This window comes from Xenorhabdus ehlersii (genome assembly GCF_003610465.1).
In the GTDB taxonomy this organism is placed as follows: Bacteria; Pseudomonadota; Gammaproteobacteria; order Enterobacterales; family Enterobacteriaceae; genus Xenorhabdus; species Xenorhabdus ehlersii.
Map to the genome: position 1 here is coordinate 327,858 of NZ_RAQI01000004.1, position 14,699 is coordinate 342,556.

General features: G+C 44.7%; 8 protein-coding genes and 3 tRNA genes. 6 read left to right on the forward strand and 5 right to left on the reverse strand.

Features of this window, described 5'->3' with window-relative positions; genetic code table 11:
* The first annotated feature begins 11 nt into the window (after positions 1 to 11).
* The 3 genes from ptrA to recD are packed head-to-tail and all read left to right on the forward strand — an operon-like array spanning position 12 to position 8,463.
* The gene (ptrA, locus tag BDE27_RS14415; RefSeq protein ID WP_099133041.1) at positions 12 to 2,897 is read left to right on the forward strand and encodes a pitrilysin; all 2,886 of its coding nucleotides are present in this window, start codon (positions 12 to 14) and stop codon (positions 2,895 to 2,897) included.
* Positions 2,894 to 6,541, forward strand: a complete 3,648-nt coding sequence (gene recB, locus BDE27_RS14420; RefSeq protein ID WP_099133042.1) for an exodeoxyribonuclease V subunit beta — start codon at positions 2,894 to 2,896, stop codon at positions 6,539 to 6,541. The genes ptrA and recB overlap by 4 nt, the downstream gene beginning before the upstream one ends.
* Positions 6,542 to 6,546: 5 nt before the next feature.
* Entirely contained in the window at positions 6,547 to 8,463 is a 1,917-nt protein-coding gene (gene recD, locus BDE27_RS14425) for an exodeoxyribonuclease V subunit alpha (protein WP_208638599.1), read from the forward strand.
* 28 nt (positions 8,464 to 8,491) lie between these two features.
* Here the strand turns inward: recD and argA are convergent, their stop codons facing one another.
* The gene (argA, locus tag BDE27_RS14430) at positions 8,492 to 9,826 is read right to left on the reverse strand and encodes an amino-acid N-acetyltransferase (RefSeq protein WP_099133044.1); all 1,335 of its coding nucleotides are present in this window, start codon (positions 9,824 to 9,826) and stop codon (positions 8,492 to 8,494) included.
* 239 nt (positions 9,827 to 10,065) lie between these two features.
* Here argA and amiC point away from each other — a divergent pair, with 239 nt between their 5' ends.
* On the forward strand, positions 10,066 to 11,313 hold the full coding sequence (gene amiC / locus BDE27_RS14435) for an N-acetylmuramoyl-L-alanine amidase AmiC (protein WP_099133045.1): 1,248 nt from the start codon (positions 10,066 to 10,068) through the stop codon (positions 11,311 to 11,313).
* Positions 11,314 to 11,494: 181 nt separating this feature from the next.
* Here amiC and BDE27_RS14440 read toward each other — a convergent pair.
* The 3 genes from BDE27_RS14440 to BDE27_RS14450 form a co-directional block, all read right to left on the reverse strand.
* Positions 11,495 to 11,571: transfer RNA gene (locus BDE27_RS14440), tRNA-Met, on the reverse strand.
* Between the two features lie 68 nt (positions 11,572 to 11,639).
* Positions 11,640 to 11,716, reverse strand: a tRNA-Met gene (locus BDE27_RS14445).
* Between the two features lie 133 nt (positions 11,717 to 11,849).
* A tRNA-Met gene (locus BDE27_RS14450) sits at positions 11,850 to 11,926 on the reverse strand.
* Between the two features lie 227 nt (positions 11,927 to 12,153).
* Here BDE27_RS14450 and mltA point away from each other — a divergent pair.
* Together mltA and tcdA are read left to right on the forward strand one after the other, a co-directional pair.
* A complete protein-coding gene (gene mltA, locus BDE27_RS14455; RefSeq protein WP_099133046.1) occupies positions 12,154 to 13,251 on the forward strand; it encodes a murein transglycosylase A in 1,098 nt (365 codons plus the stop codon).
* A 75-nt stretch (positions 13,252 to 13,326) separates the two neighbouring features.
* Positions 13,327 to 14,139 carry a tRNA cyclic N6-threonylcarbamoyladenosine(37) synthase TcdA gene (tcdA, locus tag BDE27_RS14460; RefSeq protein ID WP_099133047.1) on the forward strand — a complete coding sequence of 271 codons (813 nt, stop codon included), beginning with the start codon at positions 13,327 to 13,329 and terminating at the stop codon, positions 14,137 to 14,139.
* A 6-nt stretch (positions 14,140 to 14,145) separates the two neighbouring features.
* Here the strand turns inward: tcdA and csdE are convergent, their stop codons facing one another.
* On the reverse strand, positions 14,146 to 14,604 hold the full coding sequence (csdE, locus tag BDE27_RS14465) for a cysteine desulfurase sulfur acceptor subunit CsdE (protein WP_099133048.1): 459 nt from the start codon (positions 14,602 to 14,604) through the stop codon (positions 14,146 to 14,148).
* Positions 14,605 to 14,699 lie beyond the last annotated feature (95 nt).

Here is a 14,699-nt window from a genome sequence, read left to right on the forward strand (position 1 = left end):
AATATTAGGTTATGCCTAAATGTCTTATCCGCATCATGACGGTGCTCTTTTTGCTATTTTTTGGGGTTACTGCATATGCACAATCGCCCTGGCAGCCATTGCCAGATACGATCCACAAAAGTGATCGCGATCCTCGTCAATATAAAGCCATTAAATTGCAAAATGGCATGACAGTTCTGCTGGTTTCTGATGAAAAAGCGATTAAATCATTGGCTGCCGCATCTCTTCCGGTTGGTCATATGGAAAATCCAGATAATCAGCTTGGTCTGGCCCACTATCTTGAGCACATGGTATTGATGGGTTCCAAGCGTTACCCGCAACCAGGAGGGTTTGCTGAATTCTTGCAAAAACATGGGGGAAGCCGTAACGCCAGTACCACTGCCAATCGTACTGCATTCTATCTGGAAGTTGAAAATGACTCCTTAACAGAAGCGGTTGATCGTCTTGCGGATGCACTTGCTGAGCCTCTACTGGAACCAGTCAATGCTGATCGTGAACGCCATGCTGTTGATAATGAAATGACTATCGCTCGTGCGGGTGAAGGGCATCGCTTATGGCAAATCCGTTCTGAGACTATCAATCCGGCTCACCCTAATGCCCGCTTTGCTGGCGGAAATTTAGAAACACTTAAAGATAAACCTGACAGCAAATTACAGACGGCCCTGGTTGATTTTTACCAACGCTATTACTCCGCTAATCTGATGAAAGGGGTTATGTATGGCAATCAATCCATCGACAAATTGGCTCAGATTGCGACAGAAACCTTTGGCCGTATTCCGAACCGACATGCTTCGGTGCCTGCTATTACAGTTCCGGCTATCACAGATAAAGAAAAAGGCACCATTATCCATTATGTGCCCGCACAACCTTACAAAGCGTTACGACTAGAATTTAGCATTGCTGATAACAGTGCAGATTTTCTCAGCAAAACAGATGGATATGTCGGGTATTTGATTGGTAATCGCAGCCAAAATACCTTGTCTGACTGGTTGCAAAAGCAGGGATTAATCGAAAGTATTGGTGCTAGTGCAAACCCCAAAACTGATGGTAATTCAGGGACGTTTGATATTTATGTTTCGCTAACGGATAAGGGTCTTGAACATCGTGATCAAGTTATCGCAGCCATCTTTTCTTACATTAACCTGCTAAAACAACAGGGGATTAATAAGAGTTATTTCGATGAAATGGCTAAGGTTCTGAATTTGTCTTTCCAGTATGCATCAATCGTACGGAATATGAATTACATTGAAGGGCTGTCTGATGCCATGTTGGTATTGCCTATATCCCATGTGTTGGATGCGGGTTATGTTGCAGATGAGTTTAATCCAAAAGCGATAGCTAGCCGTCTGGAAGAATTAACGCCTGAAAATGCGCGTATCTGGTTTATCAGCCCAACAGAGCCACATAATAAAGAAGCTTACTTTGTGCAGGCTCAGTATCAAGTCAATAAAATTACGTCAAAACAGTTAGCGGAATGGAAAAAACTCGAACAGGGAGACTTATTCTCTTTGCCTGAGTTGAATCCCTATATTCCTGATAATTTATCCCTGGTTAAAACATCTGGCAGCCAAGAACACCCTAAAATGATTTTGGAACAGCCCAATGTTCGCTTGCTGTATATGCCGAGCCAATATTTTGCGGATGAACCTAAAGGCAGTATTACACTGGAGATGCGTAACCCCAATGGATTGAAAAACATCAAAGATCAGGTTTCAGATACCTTATTGAGCTATTTGTCTGCACTTACACTTGATCAACTAGGCTATCAGGCATCGGTTGGGGGAATGGGGGTTTATACAAGCTATGTTGATGGTTTGAAGATCGGCGTTAATGGTTATACGCAACACTTACCAGAGTTGTTATCTTCAGCGATTGATCAATATATTTCGTTTATACCGACTCAAGAAGAACTGGCTCAAGCGAAATCATGGTATAGGGAAAAAATGGAAGTCGCCAATAATGGCAAGGCTTTTCAAATGGCTATGCAACCCATTTCCCGCCTCTCTGGTGTCCCTTACTTTGAACAGGCAGAAAAATTGAAAGTGTTGGATACCATCACTGTTGATGACATCGTGAAATACCGTCAGAGCATGATCCAACACGCGGCATTACAGGCTTTGGTCTTCGGTAATTTCACTGAACAGCAGAGTATTGACATCGTTCAGTCAGCACAGAAGCAGCTCGCTAACCAAGGAACAGTATGGTGGACTGGCGAGCGTCTTGTCATTGATCGTAATTATGCGGCTAATTTCAATGGCACTGCGAATAGCACAGATAACGCTCTGGCCGAAATTTTTATTCCAACGGGGTATGACCGTATCAAGGGATATGTCTATTCCAATTTGCTGAGTAGCATTTTGTCACCGTGGTTCTATGATCAATTGAGAACGACAGAACAGCTTGGTTATGCGGTTTTTGCTTTCAACCAAAATATCGGTAAACAGTGGGGATTGGGTTTCTTACTGCAAAGTAACAGCAAGCAACCGGACTACCTGCATCGACGCTACCAGAGTTTCTATCAACAGGCTGATAAAAAGTTGAAAGCGATGCCTGATGCTGAGTTTGAACAGTATAAAAAATCACTGCTGACAGAAATGCGGGAGCCGCCACAAACTTTCTATTCAGAAGTGGCTAGCTTTGATGCAGATTTTGGGCGCAACAACTTCAAATTTGATACACGTGAGAAAGTCATTGCAGCGATGGAGAAAGTCACTAAAGCACAGGTTATTGCTTTTTATGAAAAAGCGGTGCTTAAACGTCAGGGATTGGCACTGGTTTCCCAAATTACCGGGAAAAAAGGTACAGCTCATCAATATGCAGAGCTGAAAGGCTGGCGAACTTACGACTATGTGTCAGATTTCCAGAAACAATTACCGGTTAAGGTGAATGCTCAGTGAGCAAAGAAATATCCTCTCATAAGCTTAACCCGTTAACATTGCCGCTGTATGGTCAGCGGTTGATCGAAGCTTCTGCGGGAACGGGAAAAACTTATACGATAGGCTTGTTTTATCTCCGGCTATTACTGGGATTAGGTGGTTCTGCCGCCTTTTCCCGCCCGCTGAATGTCGAAGAGATTCTGGTTGTTACTTTTACCCAAGCGGCGACAAATGAATTGCGTGGACGTATCCGCGAAAACATCCACCAGCTCCGTTTGGCTTGTATACGGGAAGAAACAGCGGCTAGCGATCCGATCTATCAGCAATTACTGGATGAAATTCCTGATAAGGAAAGTGCAGCCAGTTGGTTATTAGCCGCTGAACGCCAGATGGATGAGGCGGCGATTTATACCATCCACGGCTTTTGCCAGCGTATGCTAGTACACAATGCGTTTGAGTCTGGTGTACTGTTTGATCAAACCCTAATTCAGGATGAAAACCAGTTACGTAAACAAGGCTGTGCCGATTTTTGGCGGCGTCACTGTTATCCCCTACCCTTGCCAATCGCTGCGGAAGTCAGCCGGATATGGAGTGGGCCGGAAGCACTATTAAAAGATATTTCGAGCTATTTACACGGAGATATGCCGTATATCCTTAATGCCCCTGATGATGAAACGCTGTTTAGTCGTCATCAGAAAATCATTGAGCAGATTGAGGCGATAAAACACCAGTGGAATGACACTGTTTCTGGGTTAGAAGAACTGATTACTAATTCAGGTGTTGATAAGCGTAGCTACAGCAAAAAAAATTTACCTAATTGGCTGAATAGTGTTTCTGAATGGGCTAAATCACCAACCGAAGATTACCTGTTGCCCAAAGAATTGGATAAATTTTGTCAATCTCGCTTATTAGAAAAGACTAAAAAAGGGGAAGCTCCGCAGCATGTGCTGTTTGCAGCAATTGATGGTTTATATCAGTACCCATTGACGTTGAAAGATATCATCCTCTCCAAAGCGATTGTTGAAGTTCGCCAATCGGTTAGTCAGGAGAAGCTGATCCGTGGTTACATGGGTTTTGATGATTTGCTGACACGTCTGGACAGTGCCTTGCAACGTGTTGGAGGAGAGCAGCTTGCAGCAACCATTCGGCAGCGCTATCCCGTCGCAATGATTGATGAGTTTCAGGATACCGATCCACAACAATATCGCATTTTTCAGGCCATATATTGCCATCAATCAGAAAATGAACGGGCTGAAAACGAAACCGGCTTATTGTTTATTGGCGATCCCAAACAAGCGATTTATGCGTTTCGTGGGGCAGATATTTTTACCTACATTCGTGCCCGTTCTAACGTTAAAGCCCATTACACGCTGGAAACGAACTGGCGTTCTTCTGCGTCAATGGTTCAAGTTGTCAATAAACTGTTTTCTCGCCCTGAACATCCATTTTTGTTTGCTCAAATCCCATTTATTAACGTCAATGCGGCAGAGATAAATCAGAGCCTGAGATTCTCCTTGCATGGTAAGGATCAAGCTGCCTTGCAATTTTGGTTACAGCCTGGTGAAGGTGTGTCCAAAGGAGAATATGAGCAAACCATGGCTCGACAGTGTGCTGCCCAGATACGGGATTGGTTGCAGGCAGGGCAAGAAGGGAAGGCGCTTTTATATCAGGTAAAAAATAAACAAAAAGAAGCAAGCCGTCCGGTTATGGCAGCAGATATTACGGTGTTGGTGCGTGATCGCCGAGAAGCAGCGTTAATCCGTAACGAATTGAACGCGCTGAAGATACCATCGGTTTATCTCTCCAACCGAGAAAGTGTGTTTGATACCCCAGAAGCGAAAGATTTGCTGTGGTTGTTACAGGCAGTATTAGCACCGGAAAAAGCCCGTGAATTGCGAAGTGCATTAGCCAGTAGTTTATTTGGCTTAAGTGCACAACAAATTGACCAGTTGAATAACGACGAAATGGCGTGGGATCGTCTGGTTGATGAATTTGATGGCTATGCCCGCTTATGGCGTACTCGTGGCGTATTACCCATGTTGCGGGCAGTAATGGTGAAATACCGGATAGCAGAAAATCTGTTGGCAGGTGATGATGGTGAACGTCGGCTTACCGATGTTATGCACATTGGTGAGTTGTTGCAGGAGGAATCTCAACAATTAGATAGCGAACATGCCGTTGCCCGCTGGCTGGCACAACAGATTTCACGACCTAATCCGCAATCAGAAAACCAGCAACTGAGACTGGAGAGTGATCGGCATCTGGTGCAGATCTGTACCATTCATAAATCTAAGGGGTTGGAGTATCCGCTGGTTTGTTTGCCTTTTGTTTGTGGTTACAGGAAGCAGAAGCAGGCTATTTATCATGAGCGCCATAATTTTGAGGCTCATCTTAATATTTCCCATGATGATGAAGCGTTGAAAGAAGCTTTGGAGCTGGCTGATGAAGAACGCTTGGCTGAGGATTTACGCTTGCTCTACGTTGCATTAACACGTTCGGTTTATCACTGTAGCGTCGGGGTAGCCCCGCTTATTAAAGGAAATAGAGGGAAAGCAGGCGATACTGATTTGCATTTATCTGCCCTTGGGTACTTACTGCAAAAGGGACAGAAAGGTGATGCAGAATTACTGGTTAACAGCTTGAATGAGCTTTGTGATAACGGCATAGAGATAAGGCAAGTGGGGGATACCTCTGACTTGCAATGGTGCCCACAAAATGAAAATACTCTGTCGTTGGCAGCCAAAAAATTGCAACGTCCTGTTCGGGATGACTGGCGGGTGACGAGTTATTCGGGGTTACGATACACCGCTTCTCACGCTATTTCTCCTACTTATGCTGGTACATTTGGGGAATCAGTGGATGTGATAGTGCAATCCATTTCTCCGAAGCTGGATATTGATGCCTGTGGTGAAAAGCAGGGAGAACAATCATTACAGATGACTCCGCATACTTTTCCACGTGGGGCGTCTGCGGGCACATTCCTGCACAGTATTTTAGAAGATCTGGATTTCGGCAATCCCCCAGATCAGTTGTGGTTGGTGGAAAAACTGACAGCGTCAGGATTTGATGAAAACTGGGCACCGGTATTGGAACTGTGGATAGAGGATATTCTGGGCGCAGAGCTGAATGAGCAGGGAATGAAACTTGTCGGTGTGCCTCGTCATTGTCAGCAAAGTGAAATGCAGTTTTACCTACCAGTAGATAAGCTATTACATGCAAAGGAAATGGATGCACTAGCCCGTCGTTATGATCCGCTGTCTGCGCAATGTGCTCCGTTATCCTTTCAGCAAGTCAAAGGCATGTTAAGAGGTTTTATTGACTTGGTTTTTTGCTGGCAAGATAAGTTTTACGTAGTGGATTACAAATCAAACTGGTTAGGTGAGAACAGCCAGTCATATACGCAAGAAGCGATGGCAAGAGCCATGATAGAGCATCGTTACGATTTCCAGTATCAGCTTTATACTTTAGCTCTGCACCGTTATTTGCGTCATCGGTTAGCTCATTATGATTATCACCGCCATTTTGGTGGCGTGATCTATCTGTTTTTGCGTGGTATTGATAAAGATAATCCAGGGCATGGTATTTACTCCTACTTGCCTCCCTTTGAATTTATTGACGAACTGGATACGCTTTTCAGTGCTGTTGGTGAGGAACAAAGCGTATGAATTCCATGATGTCATTCTTGCAACAGGCGGTGAGCCAGAAGCTGCTGCGTCCTTTGGATGTGCAGTTTGCTTATGCGATGATTGAGGATGAAAACCCGCTACTGCTGTTGATTACGGCCTTGTTAAGTGCTGAATCAGGCGCGGGGCATGTCTGTTTGCCACTGGAGCGGATTTCGCCAAAATATTTTTTTGAAGGCAGGCAGCCGGAGTTAGCTGTATCGCTTTGGTCTTTGGTCGGAGAACCCGATCAACAGCAAATTCTGGCTGTTTTACAGACATGTCCGGCGGTAAGTACGGGGGAATCTCCGGCACCGATGATCCTTTCCCATCAAAGAGAGAGTGATTACCGCCTATATTTACAACGTATGTGGCAAAGTGAACGGCGGGTGGCGGATTTTTTTGCTGCTGTGGAGCTAACCGATACTTTTGCTCAAACTTCCTATGATCAAACGGCTCTTGATGAAATCCAGCTACATCGCATTTTGGATGAGCTTTTTGGTGTCACTGTTGAAGGGGAAATTGATTGGCAGAAGGTTGCGGCAGCAGTGGCTGTAACGAGCCGTATTTCTGTGATCTCTGGTGGGCCAGGAACCGGTAAAACTACGACAGTAGCTAAGTTGTTGGCTGCCTTGATCAAGTTGCATGAAGGGAAAAAATTAAGTATTCAATTGGCTGCGCCAACCGGTAAGGCAGCGGCCAGATTAACTGAATCACTGAGAGAAGCGGTCAAGAAACTCGATTTGACGCCAGAACAGTGGCATAGCATTCCAGAACAGGCGCAAACTATCCACCGTTTACTGGGAGCGCAACCCGATAGCCAGAAACTGCGTTATGGGCGTGATAATCCGCTGTCCCTTGATATTTTGATCATTGATGAAGCTTCAATGGTAGATTTACCGATGATGGCTCACTTGGTTGATGCTTTGCCGCCACGGGCGAAAGTGATTTTCTTAGGGGATAAAGACCAGCTTGCATCGGTTGAAGCCGGAGCGGTATTGGGAGATATTTGCCGTTTTGCTGAACAAGGTTATAGCGCCAAGCGGGCTGAGCAATTGGAACGATTGACTGGATGTCAGTTAACATCTTATTCCACTTTATCCACCTCTCATTCTGATAAAGATACGCCTGCTGTGCGGGATAGCCTGTGTCTGCTGCGCAAAAGCTATCGCTTCAACTCGGCTTCCGGCATTGGGCGATTGGCATCAGCTGTGAATCAAGGAGATCGCGGAGGAGTCACGGCAGTGCTGAATCAGTCTTTTCCCGATGTTAATTTTTATCCACTTGCAGTGGATGAAGATTATCAGCGTCTGTTGGCGGAAACCGCTGCTGGTTATTCTCAATATTTGGCAATGGCAAATGAACGGGCGGCAGAAAAAGCCATTTTAGCGGAATTCAATCGCTTTCGATTGCTGTGTGCGTTAAGGGAAGGCCCTTTTGGTGTTACGGGGCTGAACCAACGAATGGAACAATTACTGCACAGGAAAGGCGTGATTACCCTGCCCAAACATGTGGAGAGCCGTGGTTATGTCGGGCGACCTATCATGATATTGCGTAATGACAGTACCCTTGGACTGTTTAACGGAGATATCGGGATTATGCTCAAAAATCAGGATAATGAGCTGAAAGCTTATTTCCAGTTGTCTGATGGGCAGATTAAAGGGTTTCAGCCGAGTCGATTACCTCAACATGAAACGGCTTATGTGATGACAGTGCATAAATCTCAAGGGTCTGAATTTGAGCATACGGCCTTGGTGTTACCAACTCAATACTCACCAATACTCAGTCGGGAGTTAGTGTATACCGCACTGACGCGGGCGAGGGAAAAACTAACGATTTATGCCAATAAGCCAGTTTTGGATAAAGCTGTGGCCACAGCAACACAGCGACGAAGCGGGTTGGCAGATTGGTTCAACCCGCAATAAGAAGGCGATGCGGCTAAGGATTGTATGGCTAGTAATTCTGTAAATCCAGCATCAAAATTTTGGAACAGCGCTGATAGTTATACAGCGCTTGTTTTTCCACGGGCAACATATCTATCCCTGCGGGCTTAAAGCCTTTCTCCTGAAACCAGTGAATACTGCGGGTCGTGAGCACGAAAAGTTTTTCCAATCCTTTTTGTTTTGCCTGGCTGGAAATAGAATCTAGCAGAATTTCACCTCTGGAAGAGCTTCGGTAATCTGGGTGTACAGCAACGCAGGCCATTTCTCCAATTTTTTCATTAGGGTAGGGATATAGGGCAGCACAGGCGATAGTGATATTATCGAGTTCAATCAGAGTGAAGTTATCAATTTCCATTTCCAGTTGTTCACGTGAACGGCGTACTAAAATACCTTGTTGCTCCAATGGGCGAATAAGTTCAAGAATGCCACCAATATCATTAATATTGGCGCGGCGTATCTGTTCGGAACGTTCCATAACTATTTGAGTGCCGATACCTTCGCGGGAAAAGAGTTCCTGCACTAACGAGCCATTTTCTTGATAACTGATTAAGTGGCAGCGGCGAACGCCACGGCGGCAGGCCTTAATCGCTCCTCTTAAGAAACGCACGGTTCCTGAATGACAATCACTAGCGTTTTCCAATTTGTGCAGGTGAGCTTCTCCTTCATTAAGAAACATTTCTGATAAAGTGTTGCCTTCAGCGTCAAGTACGCCCTGAGATGAGCAAAATCCAATTAATTTTTCTGCTTTTAATTTGATTGCCAGTTGTGTTGCAATTTCTTCGGAAGTGAGGTTGAAACTTTCTCCTGTAACGGAAACCGCAACTGGCCCAATCAGCACAATAGCACCATTATCCAGTTGTTGGTTGATTGCTTTCTCATCAATACGACGGACTCTGCCACTATGGCAATAATCGACGCCGTCATCGATTCCCAAAGGTTGGGCGATAACGAAGTTTCCGCTGACGACACTAATATTAGCGCCTTGTAATGGGGTATTGTTTAAGCTCATGGAAAGACGAGCTGTAATTTCTAGCTGTAATAGGCCTGCTGCCTGTTTGACCAAATTCAGTGTCTTGGCATCGGTTACTCTGGTGTGTTTGTGGTAAACCGATTGGCAATTGTGTTCTGCAATATTCTGTTCAATTTGTGGACGGGCACCATAAACAACGATTAAACGAATGCCCAGATTATGCAGTAATCCAATATCGTTGACGACATTAGAAAAATTCTTATGGGCGATGGCTTCACCTCCCAGCATAATGACAAAGGTTTTACCTCGATGTGCATTGATATACGGAACCGAGTGACGTAAGACTTCAACCAATTCGGTACTGCGTTCGCTCATGAAACCCTCTCTGATTGAATTTTTATTCGTATTTTTTGTATTTTTATTCTTTTTGGAGGGAAATGGCAAGAGGAAACATGGATAAAAATAACGTTATTATTTATATTGGTATAAATAAATTAGATTATCAGAAAATACGTTTTTTGATGACAGAAGTTTGCTAATTAATTAGAGTTCCTGCCTCACTATTATGTTTGGTAAAGATTACTGCGTTTGGTTGTTTTTAAGCGGAATAAACAATGAGTCATTCAGACCATAATACTTCACGTCGTCGCCTGCTGAAAGGCGCAGCCGCTGTATGGTTATTAAGCATCAGCCCAATAGGTTATGCAGCGACTTCAAAAGTTATTGCTGTTCGTATTTGGCCTGCATCAAGTTATACCAGAGTGACGCTGGAGTCTAATATTCCACTTAAATATCGCCAGTTTTCGCTTTCAAACCCTAATCGTATTGTCATTGATTTGCAGGGTATCCAGCTTAATCGCATTTTGAGCAGTATGGGGGCACAGGTTCAGCGACGTGACCCTTACCTAAAATTAGTGCGGGCAGGGCAATTTAATCCTAAAACGGTGCGTTTAGTCTTTGAAATCAAACAGCCTGTCTCCCCGCATATTTTTACATTGCCGCCCATTGCGAAGTTTAAACACCGTCTGGTACTCGATCTGTATCCCCAAAAGGCTGTTGATGTGGCTAATGATCCTTTATTAGCCCTGCTTGAAGAGTATAACAGTGGGAGTTTAGAACAACATTTGCCTGCACAAACACGTAAACCCGGCAAGGCAGGCAAAGACAGGCCGATTGTGATTATGCTCGATCCCGGTCATGGTGGTGAAGACTCTGGAGCAATTGGGAAATATAAAACCCGTGAAAAAGATGTCGTGTTGCAGATTGCCCGTCGTTTACAGGCACTCATCAAACGTGAGCCGGGCATGAAAGTTTACATGACACGTAATGAAGATGTGTTTATCCCCTTGACGGTGAGGGTGGCAAAAGCGCGTAAGATGCGGGCTGATCTCTTTGTTTCTATTCATGCGGATGCCTTTACAAATCGCTCTGCACGGGGTTCATCCGTGTTTGCGCTTTCGACTAAGGGTGCCACCAGCAATACGGCCCGTTTTCTCGCCCAAACTCAGAACGAGGCAGACTTAATTGGTGGAGTCAGCAAAAGTGGCGATAAATATTTGGATCATACCATGTTGGATTTGGTTCAAACCGCAACGATTAACGATAGCCTGAAATTTGGTAAAGAAGTGCTCAAGCGGGTGGGAAAAATCAATAAATTGCATAAAAATAGCGTCGATCAGGCGGGATTTGCGGTATTGAAAGCCCCTGATATTCCTTCTATTTTGGTAGAAACCGCATTTATCAGTAACCTGGAAGAAGAACGCAAACTTAAGACAGCGAAATTCCAGCAACAAGTGGCAGAATCCATTTTTGCTGGTATTAAGGCGTATTTCAAGAATGGGGCTGAATTGGCACGGCGGTGAAATATCCGCTAAGGCTGATTGCCTATGATGAAATGATGGTTATTTACTTTATATTCATGCTTAAACCGGAATGAAATAATATTTAAATATGAATTTAAAAATCAGTGGCAATTAGGTAATCAAGGTAACAAGCTAGGAAATGAAAGCAGAGATGAAAATTGAAGGGAAAAAATGAAAAAATTGGTTGCGGGGGCCGGATTTGAACCGACGACCTTCGGGTTATGAGCCCGACGAGCTACCAGGCTGCTCCACCCCGCGTCCGTCTATTTGCAAATCTTGATTAGCAATCATGAATGCAAACACTGAATAATGACATCATATAGTGTTGGTTGCGGGGGCCGGATTTGAACCGACGACCTTCGGGTTATGAGCCCGACGAGCTACCAGGCTGCTCCACCCCGCGTCCGTCTATCTGCAAACCTTGATTAGCAATCATGAATGCAAACACTTAAATGATGACATTTTTACTACCAGATTGTCTCTGTTGCCAGAGCAAATCGACGCTACATCATACTAGGGATGATATACAATCGAGTTGGTTGCGGGGGCCGGATTTGAACCGACGACCTTCGGGTTATGAGCCCGACGAGCTACCAAGCTGCTCCACCCCGCGTCTGATGTCGGCACACTATACTCTGGAACGAAGCAGTTGCAAGTTTTTTTATTGATATTTACTAAATTTATTTGTTTTTTGATTTAAAAATGGCCTGGTTGTTTTGTTTTTGCCCGATGGGTTTGGCTGAAACGGTAAGCTATTTTATCTAACTACATTTCATTATTTATGAGTGTTTGGTATTGTTCGTGCTCCCAGTGAGTGATGGTCAGAGATAAGGCATTAATATGAGAGTTTGGGGGAAATATCTTTTATTTGGATTTGTCATTTCGTTATTATCGGGATGCCATTTTCGACCCACTGATCAGGCGCAGCAGTATAAGGATGGGCGAATTACCCGAAACCTCCAGTTGGTTAATATCCCTAATGCCGAAGGTTCTCCGGTTAATGCCAGGGATTTTGCTACTCAAGTTGAATATATCAGCAAAGCTTCTCCTCGTCTTTATGACAATAACCGTAAATTATTTAATGCCATTGAGCACTGGATGCTGTCTGGTGGTGATACCCGTGATTTAAATGAGTTCGGTTTACTGGCTTATCAGATGGAGGGTGAAGATAAATACGGCAACGTGAAGTTTACCGGTTATTACACACCTGTTTTGCAAGCACGACATACCAGGCAAGGGGAGTTTAAATATCCACTGTATCGTATGCCAACTCATTTACGTTCCCGTTTGCCAAGTCGCGCAGAGATATATAGAGGTGCTCTGAGCAAGAAATTTATTATCGGGTACAGTAACTCCCTGATGGATAATTTTATGATGGAAGTACAAGGGAGTGGCTATGTCGATTTTGGGGATGGACGTCCATTGACCTTTTTTGGCTATGGGGGGAAAAATGGACAGGCCTATCGCAGTATTGGCAAGGTGCTGATTGACCGTGGAGAAGTACCGAGCGAAAAAATGTCGATGAAGGCTATCCGTCAGTGGGGAGAACAACACAGCGAGGCCGAAGTGAGAGAAGTGCTGGAGCAGAATCCTTCATTCGTTTTCTTTAAACCTGAATCCTATACCCTTGTGCGGGGAGCCAGTGCTGTGCCCCTTATTGCAAAAGCCTCGGTAGCATCTGATAAATCATTAATCCCTCCCGGAACAGCATTGCTGGCGGAAGTGCCTGTGCTGGATGAAAAGGGCAAATTTACCGGCCAGTATCGAATGCGTCTGATGGTGGCGCTGGATGTTGGTGGTGCCATCAAAGGGAACCATTTTGATATTTATCACGGTGTTGGGGAGAAAGCGGGTGAAATGGCGGGTTTTTATAATCACTATGGCCGTGTTTGGGTATTGAAGAAAGCATCATCTGGTTTTTTGGCGGCAAACCAGTAAGATCCCTTCCAGTTCAAACCATCAATCGATAACCTATCTCAATAGAGGTAGGTTTTATGCAGGATTTATTTAGCAATGCAAATTTCTCTCTCTGATGCTTATCTTCAGCGTTTCTCTGGTACAGCGCGGTTATATGGCCAGAAAGCACTTTCATTATTTGCCCGTTCACATGTCTGTGTTGTAGGAATTGGTGGTGTGGGTTCATGGGCGGCAGAAGCGCTGGCGCGTACCGGTATTGGTGCTATTACGTTGATTGATATGGATGATGTTTGCATCACCAATACCAACCGCCAGTTGCACACTTTGGTACAGAATGTGGGTTTACCAAAAACGGAAGTCATCGCGGAACGGATACGAGCGATTAATCCTGAGTGCCAGATCACTTGCATTGATGATTTTGTCACCCCTGATAATGTGGCTGAATTGATGTCGACAGGGTTTAGTTATGTTATTGATGCTATTGATAGCGTACGGCCAAAAGCGGCGTTACTAGCCTATTGCCGCCGCTATAAGATCCCGCTTGTGACGACTGGTGGAGCGGGTGGGCAACTTGATCCTACCCAGATCCAGGTGGTGGATTTAGCAAAAACGGTGCAAGATCCATTAGCGGCGAAATTGAAGGAGCGCTTGAAGTCGGATTACCGCATAGTGAAAAACGGCAAAGGTAAGTTAGGCATTGACTGCGTTTTTTCAACGGAACAGTTAGTTTATCCACAATCTGACGGTACAGTTTGTGCTGCCAAGAGCACAGCGGAGGGTTCTAAGCGAATGGATTGTGCTTCTGGTTTTGGTGCCGCAACGATGGTTACGGCGACTTTTGGTTTTGTTGCTGTATCCCACGCATTGAAAAAAATGGTGGCGAAAGCTGAGCGGGAAAATGCGTTTTAAGCGAACCTAATGAGTGTAAGTGTTCGCTATTTCCTGAATGGTATTTATCAGGGATTTCACACCATTGAGCCTTGAGCCACTGAGTTGTTGTTCCAGGCCGAGGTGTTGGAATAGCTCGGCCAAAGATATTTGCATAACCTGCTCTGGGGTTTTGCCTTCTACGGCGGTCAGCAGGATGGCTAATAATCCTTTGACGATACGGCCTTCACTATCGCCATAAAAATGCAATCGGCCGTCTACGAGATGTTGATACCCCAACCAGACGCGATTTTCACAGCCTGATCTTTCGATATTTTTTTGTTTTAGTTCATCCGCTAAAGGAGGCAGCTTTTTGGCCAGGCCGATGAGCTGCCGATAACGATCTTCCCACAATTTGCATTGCTGAAAGTTTTCAATAAGTTGCTGTTCCGTGATTTCTGTTCCGAATGGATGCGGAGCCAGGATAGTGTCTGAGAGTTGTGTCATGGGTTATTTATCTTATAGTGGGCTTGTTGCTGATTTCCTCTGGGTGAGGTTTCAGGATCATAGCAGTTATATTTTTAAGCTAAAGTTATTTGTGT

What these genes read in the sequence shown, in the direction of transcription:
- ptrA (WP_099133041.1), top strand. Translation starts at nt 12, where the DNA reads ATGCCTAAATGTCTTATCCGCATCATGACGGTGCTCTTTTTGCTATTT.
- recD (WP_208638599.1), top strand. Translation starts at nt 6,547, where the DNA reads ATGATGTCATTCTTGCAACAGGCGGTGAGCCAGAAGCTGCTGCGTCCT.
- argA (WP_099133044.1), bottom strand. Translation starts at nt 9,826, where the DNA reads ATGAGCGAACGCAGTACCGAATTGGTTGAAGTCTTACGTCACTCGGTT.
- amiC (WP_099133045.1), top strand. Translation starts at nt 10,066, where the DNA reads ATGAGTCATTCAGACCATAATACTTCACGTCGTCGCCTGCTGAAAGGC.
- mltA (WP_099133046.1), top strand. Translation starts at nt 12,154, where the DNA reads ATGAGAGTTTGGGGGAAATATCTTTTATTTGGATTTGTCATTTCGTTA.
- tcdA (WP_099133047.1), top strand. Translation starts at nt 13,327, where the DNA reads ATGCAAATTTCTCTCTCTGATGCTTATCTTCAGCGTTTCTCTGGTACA.
- csdE (WP_099133048.1), bottom strand. Translation starts at nt 14,604, where the DNA reads ATGACACAACTCTCAGACACTATCCTGGCTCCGCATCCATTCGGAACA.